Origin of the sequence: Sutcliffiella halmapala (assembly GCF_050107295.1) — a bacterium.
Taxonomy (GTDB): Bacteria; Bacillota; Bacilli; order Bacillales; family Bacillaceae_I; genus Sutcliffiella_A; species Sutcliffiella_A halmapala_A.
On the sequence record NZ_JBNIKR010000003.1, the window covers coordinates 163,004 to 186,788 of the forward strand.

Consider the following 23,785-nt stretch of genomic DNA (forward strand, 5'->3'; position numbering starts at 1 on the left):
ACGACAGTGTGATCTTTCTAGTTAAATCCCCTAGCTATTAGAAAGCGGTTAGGAATCTCATGTTGTTTTGGTAATAAATTCTCTTTCGCAATTTCGTTTTCGCCCGGAAACCTCCTGTTTTCGCCCGCAAATTCCGTTTTTCGCCCGGAAAATAAAAAATACGCCCGATAAGAAAGATTTACGAACCAAATTATATGATTTTCGCCCGAAGTACAAAAGCGGAAGGGCGCTCCCCCTCCCGCTCTATAGTTTAGCTCCCTCAAACTCAAAAACCTTCCTGACTTTCCTCCCATCCGTAGCAAGCACATCCTTCACATTCGGCCCGAACCATTCCAGTGAAGCCTCCATCTCCATCATATCTGCAGCTTCCCTCAAAAACAGCCTGTAGTCCACCGCGCCTTCAAAAAGTGGAACCATGCCGTCCCTGTTCCCGGCTGCTGCATATACATTATGAGGGGCAAACACACCAAGCTGGGCACGTGATTCGATATTTTTAAAATGAAAATGGGAAACGTATGGCCGCAGCTGTTTGAGCCCATAAACAGGATCCACTCCTGATTCCCATATATGAAGGACATCAAAATTGACCCGGAGCGCTGGATGATCTGTTTCCTCCAGAAGCTGAAGCGTGGAGGAGGGGTTGTCTGTCAGGGTATTCGGATGCGTCTCAACGAGAATTTGCTTTCCTTCGGCTTCAGCCATTTTGCAAAGCATCTTCATACGGGAAACAAGCTCGATTCTCTCTAGTCTGCTGATATCTGCACTGCCTTTGTTACCGGCAAAAGTACGTATTTTACTTGTTCCCCAGCGATGTGCAAGCGAGCATAATTCATTCATTTCAGCCGTTAATGCAGGTAGAGGCGCATCCAGCGGCAAATAGTCACTCAGCATGCTCGTTTCCAGACCGTATGAGCTCAGCCAATCACTTCCATAATGGATATCCTTGGCCAGATTTTTCGCATGGACGCCCCATAGTTCAATTCCCTGGAACCCGTGTGTCTGGGCCCAATGGGCAATCTGGTCCATCGACTGAAGATGGTGCCGGAATGAGATGGTGCAGAGAGATAGTTTCATAGAATTGCCTCCTTCATAGGTTGGGATTGCTCCTGTTTTGACCAGGCCTCAAAGCTTTCCTGCAAGCCTCTCTTTATTTTGAATTCCAGGAGATTCTGTTCTTCAAGTTTTGCGATTATTTCGTCCTTTAAAACCATGTTTCCAGTCATGGCGAGCTTCATCGCCCGATACTGGATGGCGGTGTAGCCTTTCACAAGCCTGTCGATGTCATCGCACCAGGCTTCAAAGCTTTCCTCGTCAAGCCTAAGCGAATTCCAGAAAAACGCAAAGGCATGTTCATATGCGTATTTCCGGATGGCGAGAACAGGCAGCTCCCTTAAAGCCAGCGTCAATCCTGTCGGTGGATAATTTTCATCTCCGGCAGTATGGAGGTGGATGATCTTTGCCACAGCCTCTGTCATCGGGTTGCTACTATGCTTGATGCATGTGTTGAAATACGCCTCCACCGTTTCTGCAGATGGTGGAATGATGGTTGATGCGTCAAAAAAATAACCTCCTGCGGCAGTTGGGTCCTCGATGGCAGAGAGGATCCTACTTTTCGGAAGTATCCCTTCCCACCGAAAGTCCGGGTCATACATCATCCATTCCTCTTCGTTCTCTGTCATCTCGAGCATCACATAATGGGGAAATGGGCTTTGATGAAATTTATTCTCCCGTTCAGGAAGCTTCGACAGGTCCAGCATGACCATTACATATTGATCAGCCCCCTTACCTTCGAGCAGACTCAGCAGTACTGCTATATTTTCCTGCTTGCTTTTCGCTTCGTCATACCATTTATGAAGCTTGATACCATACAGCATTTCATACCATTGGTGAAAAAAATCATGGTCGATCCGTTGGGAGTGATACGTCAGTACTCCATTCTCCAGTACATCGAAATCGGCATCCCATACCCCAAAATAATAGGGTCTGTGATCGGTGCCTTCCTTCTTTTTAACTGCCTCGCACACACAGCTTACAAAGCAATGGACTTTAATCATAGGGTTCCCTCCGCTGCAACTGGCTTCTGCTGGTGTTCAAGAAAATCAGCCAAGGTTCCTACTGTCCGGAAATCCTTTGTCACAAGCATTTCATCAGGGATATCATAGCCAAGGTCCACTTCGAGATGGAGGATTAACTGCAGGATCATGATGGAATCCATATACAAATCTTCATTTAAACGAGCATCTTCATGAAATTCCTCCATCGAAGGAAGCTTCATTTGCTGCTGCAGAATATCGTGTAAGCTTTGCACTATTTCTTGTCTTGTCATGCCATCACTCCTTCTCCAAGCCTCTTTCGGCTGATTTTGCCGTTTGGCAGCTTTTCGATTTTCTCCACCTGGATTAATTCCATCGGTACTTGGTATGGGGCAAGATAATCTCTGCACCATTCCCTCAGCTCCTGCTCTTCGATAGGTTGGGTGCAGACATACTGTGCGCATACTCTTTCCCCTGAAAGCGGGTGGACCTTTTTATAAGCGACTGCCTCCATAATTCTTGGCTCTGCCATCAGAACGTCCTCTATCTCTTGCGGATAAACGTTTAAGCCCGCTACATTAATGGTGTCATCCATTCTTGCGAGAAAAGACAGAACCCCGTTTTCCATATAGCCAAGATCCTTCGTATAGATGGTTTTTTCCGTATCATGGATGATGATTTCACCAGGTTGATCCATGCTTCCAGTCTCGACCTTGAGATGTGGAAGCGGATAGCCCATTTCACATGTGTCGCTCACATCAGGATGGATAGCCACACATCCCGCTTCAGAGCAGCCATATTGTTGAAGCACGCGGTTTGACACCTTCTTTAATGTTTCGAGCCAACCAGAAGGCATAAGTGTACCTGATGTCATCACTGCATCAAACCGCTGACCATCACGGATCAGACTCGTTAACGTATGCAAAAGCGCTGGGGACCCGTAGAGAATATGCTCTGGATACTCCTTCAGTTTTTTCAGTAGATACTTCGGATTCATGTTTGTCAGGATGACCGGTGCCGCACCGCGCCTGATGCAGGCAAACACCCCGCAAATCAAGCCATAGGAGTGGGTGACCGGGCAGGCAACGATCGATGTGGTCTGCTGATCTACCGGCAATACGGATACATAGCTTTCAAGCTCCCTCTCAATTGAATCCCAAGAACGTTCGATGCATTTCGGGGCTCCTGTTGTACCTGAACTCATTTGCACCAGCACACCTTCCCTTGCATTTTTTTGCTCTGAAAGGTGGAGTGGTGAGTGGATATTTTCAAAAAGCAAGACATGGCTTCCTGCCGAATTTGCCATCCTGACCGCCCCTTCTTTTGGTACGGAAGGATGGATCGGGACGATGGATCCCCCTTTTTTGCGTACAAATAAACATAGTGCTAGCCATTGAAATACATCCGGCATACAAACTGCCAACCTTGTATTCCGGCAATCTCTTAAGTATGGAATATTTTCAAATACAGTATATTGTCTTTCAAGATCATCAAGTGTGTAGTACTGATCATTTACAAAAAACATCTCAATTCTCCTTTGAATAAAGTGCGAAAGCATTCGTGACAATATGACGCAATCCACCAGCCTCTTCATTCCGGGTCTTCCTTTTCAGAAGCGACTCGGTACAAACCGTCGGCGCCGTGTGTTGTAGCAGGCTATTACGGGGTAGCAGTTCTGGATAGCGGTTCAAGTGCCCAGTTATTGCTTCACTTGTAATCTCCCAGAACTTCTTCTCGCTGAATCCGTACTGCTCCTGGAGTGCAAAGGACAGTTCGCTTAAATGAAAAACAAACAAGGTATCCATCACAAGCTCTCTTAGCGCTTCGATCGATGACATCCAATAATACTTGTCATTATCGCCGTTTTTAAACTGTTCATGGATTCGGGCAAAATCAGGGACCATGCTTGGATCTCTCAAAAAGACATGATGATACTCTGTGCTGTCGTGAAAATCCCTCAGTGCAACACGGGTCGGCCAGCCATTTTTATGGAGCAGGATCATATTCTGGGCATGCGCCTCCACGGCAATGCCATGGGAAGCAAGCAAATGCCAGACCGGAACGACACTTACTTCCATAAATCTTTTCAGCCAGTTTTCGGTTCCATAACGCTTCAGCCAGTCATCAAGGAATGGTAAGCCGTCCCGCTCTATCAGTGGCAGGGCCGTAAATGGGACCGCCTCCTCGCCCTCTTCCATATAGAGCCGGATGCTTTCCCTCCATATCGCTCCAAGCTTAGTCTGAGTTTCTTGCCCTTTTGGTTGATAGGCAACTCCCGCATATTCCTTCAGAATGATCAGCGAAGCTTCTTCCTTCAAAAACTGGTCACTTTCCACTATATCCGCGATCCAGCGTGAGATATGCGGTGCAGCACAGATGGCATGTGTGTCAAGTGTTCTTAGTGATGAAGTGTTCACCATATTCATCGAAAGTTTAATATGAGCTTTCTCTGGATTTGATATATTCCATAAGGTTCGGACGGACTGTGTGGCGCGATAAGAGTCTCCCCTTGCTTTTAAAAGAACAATCTCACCTTTTTCCAGCCCCTCCTTTGCATATTTCACCTGCCAGGGATGGATTGGTAGAAAGGTATACTCATCAAAAGTTTTACCACTTTCATGCAGTTCAGCCAGCAGCTGCCCGAACATCGAAGGTCCGAGCTCCTTTTCCCAGAAGTTCTCCTCCGAACCCGGGAGGGCGATGTTGCTGTGCTCACGTCTGACAGCTGCCCATTGCAAGGTAAAAGACTGCTCCGCCTCCGGGCCGAATGCAGCATGGTCATCCAGCGTAAATCCGGTTCTTGCCTTAAAACAAGGATGATACGGATGCCCTTCCCATATCTCCGACTCCAGTTTCTCATAGCTGAATGCTCGTCTGGATAGGGACGGCATGAGATGAGCTTCATTCCACTCGCTCAGGAGAATGGTCTGTTCCAGCTCATCAATAAGCTGGCTTCTTTTCTCCGATTCCGTTACGAGGTCTTCCGTCAGTTCCTCGATACCGGTTACCGTGCTCGAGCCATCCCCGTGAAGGGAGCGTATGCTTTCCTCTTTTATCCGCACACGGTCAAACGCGGTGATTTTCCCCTCACAAGAGTAGGTCCTTTGGTTTCCGAATATGGTAAAGGTTAATAGCGCGTCATCCGGTTGGGCAGCATTTTTTTCAAAATCCATCAACCCTTCGAAAAGGATCGCTTCCATCAGCTGCCTGACTACTCTTTTTTCAACTTTTCTAGACGGCAGCGGATGCAGCTTGTGCATAGTTATCCTCCTTCGCTAGGTTAAAAGGATTTGATATATAGGTGTAAACCGCCTGTTCATTCTTCGCCATCAGCTCATCCACATCATGAAAACGGGTCAGCAGATTGGCTTTATAGGATAGTTTCTCCGAGTGGAGTATATGACGGATAAAAGCTTTCCCAGGTCCAGTCATCTCTTTTTCCAGAACGGAAAGCTTTTCGTAGCACCATTCAAGCAATCTGTCTTCACTGATGAGGCCTTCCTGGCCAAATCTGCAAATAACGGAAAAAAGCTGATTCATGAAAAGGTAGTATGTAAACCTTTCTTGAATGAGATCATCCTCATAGAAAAGCTCCGGGCATTCTTCCAAGGATGGAAGCAGGCCACATAAAGATTCCCGGAAAGAGTTTGATAGATAATATCCTTGATTGTCGCGGTAGTAGTAAGTTAACGGGTAGCCGCCCTTAAGATCCAGGACACTATTCTGCTGATGGGCTTCGAGCGCAATTCCGTGCTCATCATATAAACGGAGCAGTGGCTCGATCGAACACTTCCAATACTTCCCGAACCAATCCATGCTTACATCTGCTGCTTTTCGCCTCTCCGAAAATGCCAGCCTTTCAATGGTCAGCTTCAGCCTTGAGCGCTCACCTGGAAGGGGATCCTGCACCAATGCCGCGATTGTGCTGATCCCTTTGTCTTTTCCTTCAGGGAATGGACTGGACCGGATAATGACCTCGAATCCAGATTCCTTCTCTCCCGGAAATGTTGCAGTGATATAGGCCGGATCATCTATCATGCGGAATGCCGGATAGTTTTCCGTTAAGCGCAGTTGCTCCATTAACTTCGACATCGCTGTCCCTGCCCTTAGCTCATGAAGCCGATTCGTCCTTAACGAGTTAGTGATCTTTATCGGGACGGAAAATTTGAACATCCAATCTTCTTCAGGATTGTAGACGGTCCTGATGGAAGAAGTAGCTGAATAATAAGGGCCGAGGGGGCCAAGATCCATTATCAGATTTTTGTCCATCGCCTCTTTGACATAGTCTTGCTGAAGCAACCATTGTGCCTGAAGGGGATGGACCGGAATGAGGCAGCCTTTTTGCGGAACAGTAAGATGCGGCATCGATTTCTTTAATGAATGGAGAATAGTGTCGCTTGCACTTTTCAGAGAGTTGGACGCTTCTGTGACGAGCTCTCGGTCTATTTGAAAATAGTGCAGCTGAAAACGGCCCTTCAACTCCGGGGCATAGCTTGGATGCTGCCAGCCAGCCATTCCTTGCCTGCTTTTTGGTGTCGGGTGGAGCCAGTGGCCAAATAGGAGTGACTGCTCGGCTTCAATGAAAGTACTTTCTTCAGGATAAAGGCTGTTTTCATCATTCATACGGGCCTCAATGTAGGATGCCATAGTCTGATAGCTTTCAATCAGTCGGAGCACAAGCTCATCAAAATGGGATGCAAGCTCGTGGCAGCCATTTGATTTGGTCACCAGGTGCAGATCAGTGATCAGGGCAATCATCATCGGCAGCCGGTCCTGATGAATCCATTCCATTCTTTGACTACAATATTTGAAGGAGCAACCGATCACATGCCTTCCTGCAAGTGACCTGTACATCACTTCAAAGGCAAACTTAGCGGACTGGCCCGGAAGTTCGATTTCCACTACAGACTCGCCAGTAAGCGTGATGCCAGGCTGTTGTTCTTGCATCCATTCGTGCCTTTTCATCCAATGTCCGCAGTCTACTTCTTTTAGGTAGCTATTGATAAAAGCTTGAAATGTTGCGTTTTCTGCAATTTGTTTGGCTGATTGATGCATAGTACCATCCTTTCACCGAGTCTTTAGACCTAGTAATTGATAACCATTCTCAGTGGTGGTTAAAAAATTTGATTCCTTTCTTTTTTAGAAAAGAATCATGTCTGCCGTTTCTTACGGAATTAGTTTGCTTTGAGACATTGAACACCGCTGTTGATTTCCGCAATAGGCTGCGCTTTCCGCGGGGCGTTTTGTGGAGCCTCCTCGGGCTCTGCCCTGTGGGGTCTCCACTAAACGCTGCTTCCCGCAGGAGTCTTCGCCTATTGCTCCAATCAACAGCTGGATTCTTAAGGATTAATTAGTATTCTTTAACTGAATTAAATAATTTAGTTTAAAAGCAAGGATTCTATTTCTTTTAATCCTTTTTGGCGTTCGATTGGGTCCCAGTAGCCCCACGTTGTTGTAAGGGTGTGGACGTTGTTGTTTTTTACGGCGTTTAGGCTTTTCCATACTTGGCCCTGGGTGACGGAATCATAGAATTCTCCGCTGTTGAAGTAGGAGACGTCCAGGATATGGTCAGGGTTGTATTTTGCCAGCCCTTCGATTGAGATGTTTTCGCCGAAATCCTCTGGAAGATTCTCTGCAGGCGTCAGCTTCAGATCATCAAATAATAGAGAATTTGTTGCATGGTTTGTGCGTCCATATACACGAATATCTTTTTTATTGATTGCTACTGCCATGAATGTTTCGTCACCCATTTTTTCACGGACGCGGGTTCCGATTTCTTCGGCTTCTTTGTCAAGGTCTTCAATCACTTTCTTACCTTCATCAAGCTTGCCGACAGCTTCGGCTACTTTCAGATGGTCTTCTTTCCAATCTCCGCCCACTTCGACCACTACGGTTGGAATGGTTTCGGACAACTGGTCATATAGAGGCTTATAGCGATCACTGATGATGAGTAGATCTGGGTCAAGCTTCACAATTTCCTCTGTATTGATTTCATCAGCGTAAGGCAGTGCCTTCACACCTTCAAGTTCTTCCGTTAGATGCGGAGGGAACTCATTATCGTATGCCATCACCGCGTATGGCTTTACCCCAACAGATACAAGCGAACCTTCCCAGGACACATGTGATAGCAGGATCACTTTCTTCGGCTCAGCCGGAACCTCTGCTTCTCCGTATAAATGCTCAACTGTTCTTGTTTCTTCATTCTTTCCTTCTTCTTTCTTTTCCGCTGCTTCTGACGACGATGCTTCGTCTCCATTACCGCAGCCCGTTAAAACAAGTAAAAACATCATAAAAACAACGCTCAAAAGAGCAAAAGACTTCTTCACGGATAATTCCCCCTAAATATGTAATGAAATTCATTCTCAATGATAATCATTATCAACTTAAAGGAACATGGACATTTATAACTTTCTGCATGGACAAAATGAACTTTCGGTGTTAAGAAAGAACAGCTGCAGGTTTGTAGACAAAAAAGGGGATCTAAAAACCTTCGTAATTTCCTAGCGAGAATGCTTAAAAGGAGCTTTTGTCCTGCTTTCCATCTTATGAAGGACCTTTCTATTGGTCTGGCGCACTAAAAGGTCCTTCATCGCCCTTATGATGGACCTTTCTATTGGTCTAGCGCACTAAAAGGTCCTTCATCTCTCTTATGAAGGACCTTTCTATTGGTCTAGCGCACTAAAAGGTTCTTCATCGCCCTTATGATGGACCTTTCTATTAGACTAACGCACTAAAAGGTCCTTCATCCCCCTTATGAAGGACCTTTCTATTAGACTAGCGCACTAAAAGGTCTTTCATCTCCCTTATGAAGGACCTTTCTATTGGACTAGCACACTAAAATGTCCTTCATCGCCCTTATGAAGGACATTTCTATTAGACTAGCGCACTAAAAGGTCCTTCATTAGCAACCTTCGTGTATTTCGTTACAGATGAAAAGAATCGGTACATCCTCGGAGGAGTCTTCTCGGTCATCGATTTTTTCTACAGTCTAACAGTTGCAAGTTGCAGCTGCTAAAAAACGAACTCTCCGAAAACTCCTAAGCTTTTAATTTGCCTTTAACAATGTTTGAAGGCAGCTCAGCAAGCAACCTCTTCCTTCCAAGCGGCCCCCACGGATCCCACTCATGACTGTCAGGAAAGTAGACTTCCCCCGTTTGCACAGCACGAAGCTTATTCCATACTGGAGACTGTGCAGCTCTCCATACATCCCTCTCATGGCTCCATAAGATGAGAAGCTTGTCAGGGTTCAATTCAGCAATTTCCTTCAGGCTGACAATCCGGTACCCTTCCCCATGCAAATCGGGATGCGGCTGGAATCCCAGGCCTTGAAAAAGCAGATCAAGCAGGGCATGTTTTCCCTGCCCATAAAGACGGATTTCTTCAGGTCGGATCCACACGACTGCCCATGTCCCCTTTTTGGTTAACGGGCACAACTCATCCCGCACTTTGCATTCCAGGCAGTGTATTTCTTTGCCTATCGATTCGGCACGGCTTTCACAACCTACCATCGAAGAGATTTCATAAAGATACTGCCGCCAGTCCTGCTGCAAAGGAAGGTAATGGACTGCCTCCTGCTGGGAGAGCAGCACATTCTGGAGCTGATCATGGTGTAGTGGCGTTTTGATGATCCAATCTGGCTGGGTCAAAAGAATATCCTCCGGCTGAAAGGGTTTTTCCGCGTTTAGCAACATGGTTCCTTCCAGCTGTTGTTGAAGGTAACTCGGCACACCGCTACTTGCAGGATACATGGTTGGATAGGACGGAGCAGCAACCGGCTGGACTCCGAGGGACAGGAGGTGGTCCTGCAAAAACAGCTGACTAACAACAGCAATCCTCTCCTTTACCCTTTTCATGAAAAAGGATGGCGGCAAGCCTTCTTTGCTTTTAAAAAGGCGGCTGAAATAAAATTCATCCTGCAGCCCAATCTGCTGTGCTACTTCTTTGGCGGTAATGCCCTTCTTTTGCAGCATCAGTTCCTTTGCTGTCTTCATCCGCTCCGCGTTCAAGAATTCCTTTGGTGTCATTCCGGTTCTTTTACGGAAGGCTCTTGAAAAGGAAATGGGACTCATACTAGCTTTGGAAGCAAGCTCTGCCACAGTGTATGGCCGGGACAGGCTATTGCGGATCAAATCTGCCGCTTCTTCCATCCTGTCCACTTCTGCTTCATTTGTCAGAACCGACAGCATGTCCCAAAGTAAAGATTGAAAACGGCACTTTGCCGATATGGATTTTTCTTTATTCCATTTCCGCAATTCCTCCCATAGTGGAATCATTCTTGAAGGGGCCTGTTCAGCAAGCGTACCTGATAGGAGCCCAGACAGCATGTCAACTTCTTTTGACCAGGAAAGCAGATACACGGATAAAAGTGGCGATGCGGCTGTTGTAAGCTTGCCGGCATCCTTGAGGAAGTAGCTTTTTCCCTCCTCCGCCTTTATCCTCTGGTCCCCGCTCGTTAAGGTTCCCTTACCTGCTGAAACATAAAAAATACAGTAATGATAGGGCTCCTCATTGATAGCAAAAGATTGCCCCTCGCGCAGGTTTAGTCTAGCAGTTTTATAGTAGTGGATAGGATGATTGTTCAGCATATACGGATTGGCACTCCCTTCTTTTTCCTTAAATATGAATTGACAAATGCTGTGAAAGGATAGTAGATTAATAACGACCGCTTATGGTGATAACGATTATCATTTTCATCTAAAATAATACATAGAAAAGGACTGATCTTTATGGACAGAACCGCTGCTGACATAACTGAACCCTTGCAGCCTGTTCACCAAAAATTAATAGGATGGGGGTTGGCCGGTTTAGTACTCGTATTCCTCGGCTTGCTAATATCGATCGGACTTGGGGCAATATGGATTCCCCCTTCCGTTGTCCTAGATTCCTTTGTCTCTTTTCAAGCCGGGCAAATGGATCATGAGCTTATCAGGGAAGTCCGTCTTCCGCGCGCATTGACTGCGGCACTTATCGGCGCAGCACTCGCAGTGGCCGGTACCATTATGCAGGGAATCACACGCAACCCGCTTGCCGACCCCTCCATCATAGGCATCACCCATGGTGCCGGGCTTGCCATCGCCATTGCACTTGCCTTCGTTTCCAGCGGATCCTATTGGATTCTGTTGCTCTGGTCGTTTGCTGGTTCTGCACTTGGCGCCGTGCTTGTGCTCTCTTTTTCCATGATTTCAAAGGAGCGGATTTCCCCTGTCACGTTGACGTTGGCAGGTGCAGCATTAAGCACGCTATTCAGTGCCCTTTCAACCGGCATTGCCCTGTATTTCCAAGTGGCCCAGGATTTGAGCTTCTGGTTTGCCGGCGGATTATCGGGGACAAAATGGCAACATGTCTTTTTACTGATTCCAGTTGTTTTGGTAGGACTAATTCTGTCCCTTTGGATCAGCCGGTCCCTGACCATACTGTCTCTAGGTGAGGAAGTGGCTGCGGGGCTAGGACAATCTCATCAAAAAGTCCGATGGATCGGGCTTATCGCAGTAATTCTACTATCTGGTGCAGCTGTCTCGATTGCCGGTGCGATTGGCTTTATTGGATTGGTCGTTCCCCATATGGTCAGGCTTTTGGTCGGCTCTGATTACCGCAGGCTCATTCCTTTAAGTGCCATAGCAGGTGCCCTTCTCCTGATCATCGCAGATATCGGGGCACGGATGATCAATCCGCCATTTGAAACACCGGTCAGTGCTGTAACAGCCCTTATTGGTGTTCCGTTTTTCTTATATTTGTCCCGCCGGAAATGGGGGTATATGTAATGGATTGGTTGCAAGCCTTAAGTCGTTCCAAAGCCTGGCTAGCTGCCTTTGTGCTTTTTATTCTTGCAACTTTCGTATGGAGCCTGTCGACCGGTGTGATGCCGATCAGTTTTCCTGAAATAGTTGCCACCCTATCAGGGAACGGCACCCCGAGGCAGGAGCTCGTGCTATTTCAGCTGAGATTGCCGAGGATGGTCATTGCCATGCTGATCGGGGCAGGACTTGCCCTATCAGGCAGCATCCTTCAAGGGCTTTCAAGGAATTCCCTTGCCGACCCAGGAATTCTTGGCATCAATGCCGGTGCAGGATTGGCCGTTGTCGTTTCAATCTACCTTTTTGGACAATCCAACGGAAGCCTGCTCTCTGAACCTTTTTTCCTTCCGTTCTTCGCCTTTATCGGGGCTCTTGCTATTGCAGGCCTTATTTACAGGTTTTCATGGAAGGGCGGAATCGATCCGGAAAGGCTGCTCCTTGTGGGATTGGGATTTAATGCTTTATGCGGTGCACTTTTAATGATTCTGCAGCTGAAAATGGATCCAAAGGATTTCCAGCAGGCAGCAATATGGCTGACAGGAAGCATCTGGGGCACGCAATGGCCTTATGTGTGGGCATTGCTGCCATGGATCCTGATCCTTATTCCAGTAGCGTTCTTTAAGGCAAGGACGATGAACCTTATGCAATTCAATCAGGAAGTTCCTGTCGCACTCGGCTTAAAAGTAGAGGCAGAACGCCGCGTGCTCCTTTGTCTGTCCGCAGCACTCGCAGGAGCATGTGTCGCTGTTGGAGGCGGCATCGCTTTTGTAGGGCTGCTTGCTCCCCATCTTGCCCGGCGGTTGTGCGGACCGAATTACTTTATCGGCCTGCCATTATCAGCGTTAATCGGCGCCTTTCTCGTCCTTATCGCAGACATGATCGGCAAAAACCTGCTGGCTCCTGCCGATATCCCGGTCGGAATCGTCATTTCCGTCATCGGTGCACCATATCTGATTTTCATGCTCCTTACTAGAAAGGGTGCGGGGATGAAAGTTTAATAGATTTGATGATAATGAGGTCGACTAGCTTTAAGAGTGTTGCCGTTAGTGCTGCCCCCCTCACTTTTTTGAGGGGGTGTTGTTTTTTTGGTATCTTTAAGCTGCTCTGGGAGTGGATTTTCAGTCGCAAAATTCGTTTTCGCTCGGTAATCCCTATTTTTCGCCCGATAAATCCGTTTTGCGCCCGGTAATTTAAAAATACGCCCGATACTGAAAATTTGCGCCCGAATTCATAGCGTTTTCGCCCAAATGCAATTTTCTACACTGCTCCACCTGTGCAAAAGCAATAAAAATGCCCATTCAAAAATCCCTTGATGAATGGGCATTTCAGCATTATTTCACTTCCGCAGGCTCCCTGTATTGCTTTTGTCCAAGTACATGATAAACATCCTGGCGGCTATCCAAAATAAATTCAGGCCTCGGTACACCTCGGTTCGCACGGTGCCCTGCAAGATGCACCTCGCTGGTTTCCCACGCCTTCCAAGCATCTTCCGACTCCCAGCGAATCATGACGATCACTTCCTCGTCACCGCTGCGCTGCTTTTTCTTTAGGACATTCATATCAAGAAATCCAGGTTGCTCTTCAATGATCCCTTCTCCCGCAAAACGCTCGACCATTTTCTCCGCATGGCCCTCTTTAACGTTGATTGTCTTCAATTGAATAAACATAACAATTTCCTCCTCTGCTCCTTTTCTATCATTATAGTTGATAACGATTATCATTTTCAACAGTTTTATTTAAAGTGGTGGTGAAGGAGGTTTGTCTGGTACCTCTCCATCCCCGCTCTTCCCATAAAAACCATGACACCCACCCATTTATTAGGTTGACAGGTTCTTCTTTCGACTAGGTGAGTATAATGGAGTATAAGTTATCCTAAACCGAAAGGAAGTAAAGAGAATATGTATGCTAACGTAAATGCACCACCTAATATGGTGGCAGGAATAAATGCACCTCCAAACATACCAGCACCAGCTCCACAAATGGTAGCAGGTGTAATGGATGCCGCTCCTATGCCTCATTATGCTGCCCCTGCTTATGGATATGGCTGCCCTGCTCCATGCCATGGTAACGCCTTTTTATTAATAGTTGTGTTGTTTATCTTACTGATTATTGTAGGGTGTAGTTTCCCTAAGTGTTAATTTGTATGCGGGGACAGGTACAATGTCCCATTTGCACTTTAAATCACTAAATAATTTGATTAAAAAAAGCACCTAACTATTATTAAGGGGTTCTGTTTTAAAGTAGAAAACTTTAAAACAGAACCCCTTTTTGCATTAAAGAACCGTCCCCTCGCTTCCCTCTCCCCTAATTCAAAGGAATCCTCTCCAACCCATCCACTACTAAATTATTGGAGACGTAATAAGCGTCAACCCAAATGGTTTCGGGGATTTCCTGATTTGTCGGAATCTCCAATTTCATCAGTGTATTCTTGTCTTCCATCCAATTCTCTCCCTCGTAATAGTTATGCCAGTTAGCATAGTATTCGAGGTATTGAGGTCCTTGATCTCTCATGGACCAATGAAATCGTTTGATAAAGGCGTCGTTCAATTGTGTTCCTGTAAGGGTGATGCTGTACCGTTCCGGATTATCCCCATCCGCTTCCAGGATTTTCACGGTCAGGTAGTCGAGACTCGTACCGCTAAATTCCATGCCTACCGGTGCTTTCTCCACTTCCTCCATCTTGATTGGGATTTCAAGCGAAACAGGCTCTGAATAACTTACCTCACTCAGCTCCACAAAAAGCTTCTCCCCATCACGCAATGGGCGGATTAATTCTTTGCTGTCTTCTTCCACAATGTAAGGAAGGTAGGCATTTCGTGCATGCATGGCGCTTGTGTCCATTTCTATCTCTTCATTAAACGCAAAAGGAGTGAGGACACCAGTTTGCAGTATTTCCTCCCCGTCTCCATTCACTACTCGGTATGCGGCATAGAGATGGGGGTATTCGATTGGATGACCTGATGCTTGTCGCAATGCCTCCATGTGTTTTTCAATCCGATTCTTTTCCTCACCCGTAAAGTCCACTTTCACTTCAAGAAGGCTGCTAGTTTCAGTTGAGGAAAAGTTACTTACATCCAACTCCAGGATATCTTCAAAGACGAATGGTTCATCGTGTGCATACTTCTTTTGTCCCTTGCTTCCTTTCGCATAGGCAACAGGAATATCGAGGTTCCATGAACCAAATACGCCGCCGATCCTGCTTGTCCGGAATTGAAGGATGAACTTATCCGGGATTTCCTCTACATCCAACCGGTCCACATTGAAATAAATGGTCCCCTCTGTCTTCTCATCATTGAGAGATATGATGGAGTGCGGCAGGGGATGGACTTCTTCGCCTATTTTCACAAAAATAAGCTCCGGTTTTGCAATTAGCTGTTCTCCAGTTTCCGTATATTCTGGAACCAGCTCTTTCTCGCTTGATTGGATGGTAAAGTGCAGTGCAGTAGAGAGGGCAGTAAGGTCCATCCCGGTCATCTCTATCGTAATTCCGGCATCCTCTGCCACATAGGTGCCCCCGTCCCATACGTTATAGAAGGAACCATGCTTCACATAGTTGCTTGCCAGGGTTTTCATGTGGGTAAGCTCTGGCAGGTAGTTCATGAATGTAAGAAAAGCGGCTATCAACGCGGTCAATGCGAGGATCTGCTTCAAAAGAGCCTTCTTCTTTTTCTTTTTTTCATACGGTTTGAATCGTGCCTGTACGCGGGCTTCCAACTCATCGAAATCATCAAAAGGCAGGGCCGGATTAAAAAAACTATGTAGAAAGGTATTTGCATTTTTCCAAGTCTCTATCCTTTTCCTGCAGGTCGGACAAAATTCAAGGTGGTCCTCCACGCTCGCTTCGTCTTTTTGATTTTCCTCATAATCGATGAGAGTGTCCATCGATAAACACTCTTTCGGTACCTCTGTCATATCCAGGAAAAGCGTATTCAATTTCTTTTTTGCTGATAACAGGATGTCAGTTACTGTATGTTGGTCATGACGCAGGATCTTGGTGAGTGATGAGATGGGGTAGTTCCAAACATGATGCAGGAGAAGTATTTGCTGATCCGCGTGAGGGAGGCTGTGGAAATACTCCTCAAATTCCAGCAAAATATCGTGATGACGTGTTCCGGCTGTACGAATCCTTTTTACTTGCAGGATGCAGGAGGTAAACATTAGCTTCATCAGATCTTCTATCGGCAATGCAGATTCTTCTGTTTCATTCGAGAGGTTCACATAGAGCTGTTCACATGCAGAAGCAGCCAGTTCCAACTGCTCTTCTTCCCGATATTCGAAAACGGCAGCAAGCTGTAGGATCGTGTCCTGATACTCTCTATTAAAATCGAATATCATACTAGGTTTTATCTTTGTGTGCTTATTCCTTCTGATGGCATTTCACCTTCCCTAATTAACGTTTTAGGATAATTATACCATTTATACAAGGGAGGGGAATTGAAATTTGTTGAAAAATGCTTTTGTTGAGGTTGTAGCGGCACGCGATACAAAGGGATATGATTAGAAGTAAAAAAACGACATATCGCTACCCGATACGGAAAAACCCTTGCCAAAAGTGGCTTAACGGTGCCAGACGAGCGTATCGCTTAACCTGACATATCGCGTATCGCAAAGGAAGCAGAGAACCGTCCCCCCGCTTCCTTTACCTCCATTCACTTCTCAAACTAATTTCCACTCATATACATATTAATAATGGGAATCCGTTTCGAAAGACACTTACAATCTACCGAGGGAGAGAAAAACATGGCCATAAAACCGCCTGCGCTGCAAAGGGGTGACACGATTGGATTGGTGACGCCGGGCAGCCCTCTTGATGCCACGATTATTAATACGAGAATGCAATATTTGAGGGATATGGGGTTTAATATTGCTTTTGGCACGAATCTGTATGCTTATGATGGAATTGTTTCGGCTCCTGCTGAAAAAAGGGCCGAGGATGTTATGAGCATGTTCCGAAATAAGAGTGTCAAGATGATTCTCCCGGCACGGGGCGGGACTGGTGTCCAAACCATTCTTCCCTATCTTGATTTTGATGTTATAAAGGCGAATCCTAAGATCATATCTGGCTATAGCGACATAACCATACTGCTGAACTGTTTGTTTCAGTTCAGTGATATCGTCACGTTCCACAGCCTGATGCTTTTGGATTTTCGTAACGAAACACCTGCCTATAACTTCAACCAGTTTTTTGAAGCGACTTCCACCTTCACCTCGCCGCGGATCATACGGAATCCGCCGGAAATGCCAAAGATGAGTGTCGTTCCCGGCAATGTAACGGGTCCCCTCATAGGTGGGAATATGACATCACTCGTCAGTACGCTTGGTACTCCATATGAAATTGATACAAAAGGGAAAATTCTATTCCTGGAAGAAACCCATTCCCCCACCAATATGATCTACCGGTACCTTGCCCAACTTTCCATGGCGGGTAAATTCAATGACTGTCTTGGGATTATCATGGGGCAATGTACGGAATGTCCCGTATCCTATAACACCACGTATGCAGATTTGATTAATCAAATTCTAGTACCTTTAGGAAAACCGCTTATGGTCAACCTCGCTACAGGACATGGCAGATTTAAAGCTGCGATCCCGATTGGTGCCTCCGTTAACTTGAATACGATTAATAATACTTTGACCGTGCTTGAGGCGACAGTTTCTTATTGAGGGGGGCATTAAAAGGGGCCTGACCCCCGGCGCGTTAACGCTTTAATACACTGGGGGTCAGGCCCCCTTACAGTAGAGCATTGAAACTACCAAAAAGTAAATCTAGGCGATATACCCCTTGCAAATATCCTATTAAACCTTCATATTGATAGATAGGAGGTGCGATATGCGAAACGATATACATCCAAATGAACGGGCTTACTCCACCAAGGAAGTGGCAGAAGAGGTGGGAATTGCGACGCCCACAGTGAGGAAATACGGACAAATACTGGAGCGGAATGGCTATGAGTTTCTAAAGGATGGAGACAGGCGAATCTTTGTTGAATCCGATATAACTGCGCTCGTAGCGTTACGCGATACGGACAAGCCGCTTGATAGCACTGCAAGGGATATTGTCCTTCAACAGAAAGATAGATTAGAAGAAATGATTGAAACCAGTATAGCGCTACCCAATACGGATGAAGCCTTACCACAAGACCCGCATCAGTTAAAAGAGGCCTTCAGATACTTGGTCAATGAACTTGCAGCGACACGCGAAATGAATGTCCAGCTTAAAAACGATATGGCACAGATCATCACAACTGTTGCCCAGCTTCAGCAGGACCATCATGTGATAAGCTCAAGCATCGGAAACGCCTCACAACGAACCAATTCCAAGATCGAAAAATTATCGGAGCAGCAAAAAGCTCACTATGAAACCTTGCTAGAACAAGAAAAACAAAGAACTGAACGCTTGCAGGAAGAGATACAAAAAATGCGGGATGAGCAGCAAAACGAGTGGATATCACAGAATGATTTTAATAAGCGATTAGAAGAAGAGCTGCAAAAAAGAAAAGGGAATTGGAACTGGCTGTTTTCTCTTTTCAAGAAATAAATGTTAAGTAAGAGTAGTGTTAAGAATGGTTAAAGTCGTGTATCGCCAGGCGATATAGATCATAATTAAACCTTTCATTTCAAATCTATTATTAAGTTTTATACATATGAATCCTAATATTAGCACTTACTCTTACTTTTTAATGTATTGCACAGGAATCATATATCGTTACCAAATACTACGATATATAGCTTGAAGATTATCTCCTGTGAGGTGGAAAACTCTTATTTCACTTTCAAATTTCAACAATTTCCTGAGAAATATCTACATAATTCGAGGAAGCAGGGGACGGTTCTCTGCTTCCTGAAGTCTTTTATCTTTTTTCTTTTACGCTCGTGTTGCCCACATTTTAAAACATAGTTGGCAAGCGGGCGATACATAAGCCTGCTCTATCAATATATAGTTGTGGAAGCAGAGAACCTTCCCCACGTTTTAAAAATGATACCACAAAAGGTAATAAAAGGGTTATTATGATAGTAAGAAGAGAGTTAACTAGGAGGTTTTAGAGTGTTATGAGAAGGATCTTAGCACTGATTAGTATTCTGCTCATCGTTCTATCTGCAATTCCTATTTATCAAATGGGGAGAGAAATAATAACAGAGCAACAGATAACTAGCCAGTATGATATTACACATAGTTATTTTGAACAAGGTTTTCCAACGACCATAGACACAAATAATATTGATATAAATGGAACGCGGATTGAAATTAGAGAAGAAGCAACGGATAAAAAGGCCAGTCTGACCCCATGGGATGAGGAAGAAGGAGTAGAAGCAGGGGACATCGTGAAGATTCAATTTTTAGTGGATGGGCAGCCTGTATCCACTGCGGATGAAATCTGGCTTTCCAACCGCAACAGGGGGAGCAGGTATTTTTCTTGGGTTGATGTGTTAACAGTCAATGAAAAAATTGCGATTGTGCAACGCTTAACAGACGATGATACCCTTATGGATGACCGCCGATGGAAAATAATTTGGATTGATGAGAATGGTAATACGGAAGAGGAACATATTTCTTATAAGACCCGATCTGATAATCTACTTGCTGTAGAAGTGATCAGTTCCTCCGGGACGGAGTTAATGCAGATGGGATTCTATTCAGATATATTAAAAGGATACCCATCAATTATCTTCCCTATTTTTTATCCCATCATAACTGTATTACTTGGAATTCTTTTAGGCATTACTAGTTTAATGTGGTGGTTATTAGGGCGAAGTAAACAATATATGGAAAATTCAAAACTTAAATAACAATGAATTATAATACATAGTAAAAGCGACCACGAGTAAGAGGTCGCTTTTCTGTTTGAAGAACTTGGTTCAGAAGCAAAGAACCGTCCCTACACTTCCTGGGTTTTGGACTGAATTACGAAGGAATAGACCTGGATAACTCCTCCACTAGTACAATTGCTTTTGAAGCCTTTCATTTGATTCTCACGATTGATGAAGCTGGCATGCCGATGAAGGAGGAGTGGGAGCTGAACATGTCTAGCTATAACGAAGACAACATCAAGGAACTAACATACAAGCAGTACTATGAACTGAACAACTTGTCATTTAATCAGCCCCATTCTCTAATGGAAAAACTTCAGGAAAAAGAAATTTTCTCTTATTATGATTTAATTAGCTGATTGTGTAGGCAGCTGCAATAACAATAACAGGAAGGTAATTTCCGCCAAATTGTGATAACGTACTTCTTTGTCCTTTGTAGTTAATACCCAAAGCTCACCCTAAAGCGTTTTTGCTTCGCTCTTTATAAAATGAGAAATCTCTCTGTCGCCAGCACAAAATTTAACAGCAGGTTTGGAGTGGTGTGCATCCCGCTCCAAACCTGCTGTTTTAATTTTTGGAAGCAGAGAACCGTCCCGCGCTTCCGTCTCATTTAATACCGGATACATTAAACCCTTCAATGATTTGTTTTTGAAAAATAATAAAGATAATCAAAATCGGGATAACCATTATTGCTGAACCGGCCATCTGTAAGCCATAATTGGTAACATTCTGGTCTTGTAAAAGGGCAAGGCCAACAGATAATGTGTATAGAGATTGATCGTTTGCCACAATTAATGGCCATAGAAAGCTATTCCATGAACCAATAAAGGTTAAAATAACTTGCACTGCTATGATTGGCTTAGACAACGGAAGTATTAATTTCAGGAAAATAAATAACTCTCCGGCACCATCAAGTCTTGCAGCTTCCAATAAATCATTTGGAATCGTAACCATGAACTGTCTAATAAGGAAAATATTAAACGCAGAAATCAGCCCCGGTACCACAATACCTGTCATCGTATTTGTTAATCCTAACTCATTGAGAATTACATAGGTTGGTATCATTGTTACTTGTGCTGGTATCATCAAGGTTATTAGCACAATAATAAACAATATCCCCTTACCACGGAATTCAAATTTACCAAACGCATAACCAGCCATCGTATTAAGAAGTAGACCAAACATGGACCAGATTACAATAATCAACGTGTTAACCAAATAAATGTCAAAATCCAGATTTTGAAATAAATCGATATAGTGTTGAAAAATTGGTTCTTTCGGAAACAAAGTTGGTGGAATGCTTAATACTTCTCTATCAGTTTTAAAGGAACTAAGAATCATCCAAATAAACGGCAACGAAACGAGTGCACCACCAACAAAAAGTAGAGCAATGACAATTCCTTTTTCTATTCTATTTTTTAATTGCATAGCGCACCTCACATACTTTGTTCTGACTTACTTATTTTAAATTGAATAAGTGTAAATGTAATAATGATTGCAAAAAGTATAAATGACCCGGCAGCACCATAACCAAATTCATTATATTGGAAGCCTTCTTGATATATAAATAACGCGATGGAATTTGTCCCATTTAACGGTCCGCCTTCTGTTAGGACGAATGGTTCTTCAAAGAACTGGAACCAACCTATTAAAGTAGTCACTGTAACAAAGAAAGTAGCAAAACTCATGGAAGGAAGGGTTATTTTTATTAATTTTTGCCATCTGTTAGCTCCATCAATATCTGCTGCCTCGTAATACATTTTGGGGATAGACTGTAATGCAGCTAAGAAAATCAACATACTAACTCCATTACTCTTCCATACGGCTAACAATATAAGAGAGAGTTTTGCAATCAATGGATCATCCAACCATGGAACTGCAGCTAAATCTAATAGCGAAAGGATATAATTGAACAAACCATATTTATTGTTGTATAAAAACCCCCAAACTACTGCTATTGCTACAATATTTGTAACGGATGGCATGTAAAAAATAACCCGGAAGGTTGAAGATATCCAATTGCTTACTAGGTTTAAAAGATATGCGATAATGAACGAACTGGAAACCGCCAACGGTACCCCAATAATGACATAAAAAAAAGTATTACCAATGGCCTGAAAAAAGGTGTCATCTTGTAAAAGTTCAAGATAGTTTTTCATTCCGATAAAACTAATTTGTGACCAGTTTGCCAGTCCAAGCAAATCCATATTTGTAAAACTAATAATTAAGGCAAGGAGAATCGGTAAAAATGCAAAAACCATCAATAGTATGAAAGCAGGTGCAATAAATAAGTAAGGTGTTATTTTCATTTTGAAGCTATTCATTTTTATCCCCCTTTCTAGATACTAAAAAAAACCTAGGGTGCAAACACCAATGTTGCATGCACCCTTTTGTCTAATATTATTCAGATAGAATTTTTGAAACTTCTGCTTGTAGACCTTCTATTGCCGAATCAATATCCTGATTACCATGAGCAACCTGTTCAAGCATTTTCAATACTTCTTGTCCAATTCTATTATTCTCTTTAATATTTGGTGGCGTTTCAGTAATTTTTAGTTGTTCACCAAAAGTCGCTACCATGGTATTATCCGTTAAAGCGGAATCTTCCCAAGCCTTAATATTGGCAGGAAGTTCACTACCAAGTTCATGCCATTTCAATTGCGTTTCTGGACTAGCCATCCAATTAACAAAATCCAATGCTTGTTCCTCTTTTTTAGTGCTATGGAAAATTGTTAAATGTGATCCACCAATCATTGATTTATTTGTCCCCCCATCAGGCATAACACGAACATCCCATTTTCCATCAATATCAGGTGCTTGTTCTTTTACAATTCCCATCATCCATGGACCACTAAAGAACATAGGCTTTGATCCGTCAGCAAATGCCTGAACACCATCCTTACCTTCTTCTAATTGAGATAGTTCTTCCTCATAGAACGTTTTATAATATTCAACCATTTTTTTGAATGCTGGGTCTGCGAAATTTTCTGCTCCTTTTTCAATGTCATACTCCCAACCTTGTTGCCAAGCAAAAGACCAGATATGGTTAATATCGGTTCCTAAATCTACGGAATACTGATCATCACCTCGAGCTGCAAGTTGTCTAGAAGCGTCAAGCAAATCCTCCCATGTTTCAGGTCCTTCCGGATATCCGACTTCACCTAAAAGGTCAGAACGGTAATACAGTAACCGTGTATCAACATGCCAAGGTATACCATACGTTTTACCATCTATTACTGATGTTTTTAATGCCCCTTCATAAAAATTATCAGAGCTCAGATTTGGATATTCCCCCATTTTATCAGTTAGATCAAGAAAGGCACCTGCTCCTGCAAACTGAACCATCTGGGTGGAGCCCATTTGCAATACATCCGGGCCTTTTCCTGAAGCAACAGCCGTCAATATTTTGTCATGAGCCTGATCCCAAGGGATAGCCTGAATCTCTACATCAATCCCTGTCTCCTTTTCAAACTCCTCAATTAACGGCTCCCAACTTGCAGCTCCCATCTGCCATACCTTTAATGTTTTTGAGTTTCCACTTGTTTCTTTAGATGAACATCCAGAAAGAATAATTATAAAACCAAGCATCATTACAAATAAAAATCTGAACTTTTTCAATGAACTCACACCTCTTTGCTTTTATTTGAATTAATACACGCAAAGCTATTGAAACGTTTCAAAAATAAAATAAATAAAAATGAATTTCTTTAATCCTTTATTGCTTTTTCGTATAGTTAATCCGTCCCTAATAATTGTTGCAGTCATGCTCTTTTCCTGCATGTACCACATGCTATTTTTGTGCTAATAGTCGGTAAAAAGTCCAATTGCTCCTTTTTACTAGCTGAGAGCAACGAAAAGAGCCTTAAAGAATCCCCCCTATTACAATAAATTATCCACGATTAATAGATTAATTATTTAAATTAATCTAATTTCTTAGAATTATATGATAATTTAAAAGCGTTGTCTATACTTTTTGACAACGCTTTCTTTTTTCATTAGGCTGTTTTTGAATATTTTGTTTCAAAAGGGGCCTGACCCCCAATGCGTTAACGCTTTACTACACTGGGGGTCAGGCTCCTTTTCGACCCGGACTATTTGCATAAAAATAGGCACAACCAGAGATTAATCGCTGGTTGTGCCTTAGCTATG

Annotated in this window: 20 protein-coding genes; 7 read left to right on the forward strand and 13 right to left on the reverse strand. The window is 44.0% G+C overall.

Translation table 11 applies throughout. The features are described 5' to 3' along the window. Positions 1–243 precede the first annotated feature (243 nt). From ACQCT5_RS06675 to ACQCT5_RS06710, 8 genes are all read right to left on the reverse strand, one after another. Positions 244–1,074 carry a sugar phosphate isomerase/epimerase family protein gene (locus tag ACQCT5_RS06675; RefSeq protein ID WP_499640249.1) on the reverse strand — a complete coding sequence of 277 codons (831 nt, stop codon included), beginning with the start codon at positions 1,072–1,074 and terminating at the stop codon, positions 244–246. After that, positions 1,071–2,054, reverse strand: a complete 984-nt coding sequence (locus ACQCT5_RS06680) for a DUF6005 family protein (RefSeq protein WP_499640251.1) — start codon at positions 2,052–2,054, stop codon at positions 1,071–1,073. Before ACQCT5_RS06680 ends, ACQCT5_RS06675 begins: the two co-directional genes overlap by 4 nt. Then, positions 2,051–2,326, reverse strand: coding sequence for a petrobactin biosynthesis protein AsbD (gene asbD / locus ACQCT5_RS06685; RefSeq protein WP_499640253.1), 276 nt, complete (start codon positions 2,324–2,326; stop codon positions 2,051–2,053). Before asbD ends, ACQCT5_RS06680 begins: the two co-directional genes overlap by 4 nt. Then, the gene (locus tag ACQCT5_RS06690) at positions 2,323–3,558 is read right to left on the reverse strand and encodes an AMP-binding protein (protein ID WP_499640255.1); all 1,236 of its coding nucleotides are present in this window, start codon (positions 3,556–3,558) and stop codon (positions 2,323–2,325) included. Before ACQCT5_RS06690 ends, asbD begins: the two co-directional genes overlap by 4 nt. A gap of 1 nt (position 3,559) precedes the next feature. Beyond that, complete coding sequence (locus ACQCT5_RS06695) at positions 3,560–5,293, reverse strand: IucA/IucC family protein (RefSeq protein WP_499640256.1); 1,734 nt, start codon at positions 5,291–5,293, stop codon at positions 3,560–3,562. Next, positions 5,265–7,088: an IucA/IucC family protein gene (locus ACQCT5_RS06700; protein WP_499640257.1), complete on the reverse strand. Its 1,824-nt coding sequence runs from the start codon at positions 7,086–7,088 to the stop codon at positions 5,265–5,267. The genes ACQCT5_RS06695 and ACQCT5_RS06700 overlap by 29 nt, the downstream gene beginning before the upstream one ends. 323 nt (positions 7,089–7,411) lie before the next feature. Further along, the gene (locus tag ACQCT5_RS06705) at positions 7,412–8,359 is read right to left on the reverse strand and encodes an ABC transporter substrate-binding protein (RefSeq protein WP_499640259.1); all 948 of its coding nucleotides are present in this window, start codon (positions 8,357–8,359) and stop codon (positions 7,412–7,414) included. Between the two features lie 711 nt (positions 8,360–9,070). After that, the gene (locus ACQCT5_RS06710) at positions 9,071–10,618 is read right to left on the reverse strand and encodes an AraC family transcriptional regulator (RefSeq protein WP_499640261.1); all 1,548 of its coding nucleotides are present in this window, start codon (positions 10,616–10,618) and stop codon (positions 9,071–9,073) included. A gap of 141 nt (positions 10,619–10,759) precedes the next feature. On the opposite strand from ACQCT5_RS06710, the gene ACQCT5_RS06715 reads away from it, so the two are divergent. Both ACQCT5_RS06715 and ACQCT5_RS06720 read left to right on the forward strand, forming a co-directional pair. After that, on the forward strand, positions 10,760–11,794 hold the full coding sequence (locus ACQCT5_RS06715; RefSeq protein ID WP_499640263.1) for a FecCD family ABC transporter permease: 1,035 nt from the start codon (positions 10,760–10,762) through the stop codon (positions 11,792–11,794). After that, on the forward strand, positions 11,794–12,825 hold the full coding sequence (locus ACQCT5_RS06720; protein WP_499640265.1) for a FecCD family ABC transporter permease: 1,032 nt from the start codon (positions 11,794–11,796) through the stop codon (positions 12,823–12,825). The genes ACQCT5_RS06715 and ACQCT5_RS06720 overlap by 1 nt, the downstream gene beginning before the upstream one ends. 333 nt (positions 12,826–13,158) lie before the next feature. On the opposite strand, the gene ACQCT5_RS06725 is transcribed toward ACQCT5_RS06720, so the two are convergent. After that, positions 13,159–13,494: an antibiotic biosynthesis monooxygenase family protein gene (locus tag ACQCT5_RS06725; protein ID WP_499640267.1), complete on the reverse strand. Its 336-nt coding sequence runs from the start codon at positions 13,492–13,494 to the stop codon at positions 13,159–13,161. A gap of 342 nt (positions 13,495–13,836) precedes the next feature. Between ACQCT5_RS06725 and ACQCT5_RS06730 the strand changes: the two genes are divergently transcribed. Further along, positions 13,837–13,965: a YjcZ family sporulation protein gene (locus ACQCT5_RS06730; protein ID WP_499640566.1), complete on the forward strand. Its 129-nt coding sequence runs from the start codon at positions 13,837–13,839 to the stop codon at positions 13,963–13,965. Positions 13,966–14,131: 166 nt separating this feature from the next. On the opposite strand, the gene ACQCT5_RS06735 is transcribed toward ACQCT5_RS06730, so the two are convergent. Further along, positions 14,132–16,162 carry an anti-sigma factor family protein gene (locus ACQCT5_RS06735; protein ID WP_499640269.1) on the reverse strand — a complete coding sequence of 677 codons (2,031 nt, stop codon included), beginning with the start codon at positions 16,160–16,162 and terminating at the stop codon, positions 14,132–14,134. A gap of 405 nt (positions 16,163–16,567) precedes the next feature. On the opposite strand from ACQCT5_RS06735, the gene ACQCT5_RS06740 reads away from it, so the two are divergent. The 4 genes from ACQCT5_RS06740 (at position 16,568) to ACQCT5_RS06755 (ending at position 19,995) form a co-directional block, all read left to right on the forward strand. After that, positions 16,568–17,491: a S66 peptidase family protein gene (locus ACQCT5_RS06740; RefSeq protein WP_499640271.1), complete on the forward strand. Its 924-nt coding sequence runs from the start codon at positions 16,568–16,570 to the stop codon at positions 17,489–17,491. 166 nt (positions 17,492–17,657) lie between these two features. Further along, complete coding sequence (locus tag ACQCT5_RS06745; protein ID WP_499640273.1) at positions 17,658–18,365, forward strand: MerR family transcriptional regulator; 708 nt, start codon at positions 17,658–17,660, stop codon at positions 18,363–18,365. Positions 18,366–18,877: 512 nt separating this feature from the next. After that, complete coding sequence (locus tag ACQCT5_RS06750; protein WP_499640275.1) at positions 18,878–19,615, forward strand: hypothetical protein; 738 nt, start codon at positions 18,878–18,880, stop codon at positions 19,613–19,615. 176 nt (positions 19,616–19,791) lie between these two features. Next, on the forward strand, positions 19,792–19,995 hold the full coding sequence (locus ACQCT5_RS06755; RefSeq protein WP_499640277.1) for a hypothetical protein: 204 nt from the start codon (positions 19,792–19,794) through the stop codon (positions 19,993–19,995). A 247-nt stretch (positions 19,996–20,242) separates the two neighbouring features. On the opposite strand, the gene ACQCT5_RS06760 is transcribed toward ACQCT5_RS06755, so the two are convergent. The 3 genes from ACQCT5_RS06760 to ACQCT5_RS06770 all read right to left on the reverse strand — a co-directional run bounded on the left by ACQCT5_RS06760 (position 20,243) and on the right by ACQCT5_RS06770 (position 23,254). After that, positions 20,243–21,064, reverse strand: a complete 822-nt coding sequence (locus ACQCT5_RS06760; protein WP_499640279.1) for a carbohydrate ABC transporter permease — start codon at positions 21,062–21,064, stop codon at positions 20,243–20,245. Between the two features lie 8 nt (positions 21,065–21,072). Continuing rightward, positions 21,073–21,960: a carbohydrate ABC transporter permease gene (locus ACQCT5_RS06765; protein WP_499640281.1), complete on the reverse strand. Its 888-nt coding sequence runs from the start codon at positions 21,958–21,960 to the stop codon at positions 21,073–21,075. Between the two features lie 76 nt (positions 21,961–22,036). Then, positions 22,037–23,254 carry a sugar ABC transporter substrate-binding protein gene (locus ACQCT5_RS06770; protein ID WP_499640283.1) on the reverse strand — a complete coding sequence of 406 codons (1,218 nt, stop codon included), beginning with the start codon at positions 23,252–23,254 and terminating at the stop codon, positions 22,037–22,039. Positions 23,255–23,785 lie beyond the last annotated feature (531 nt).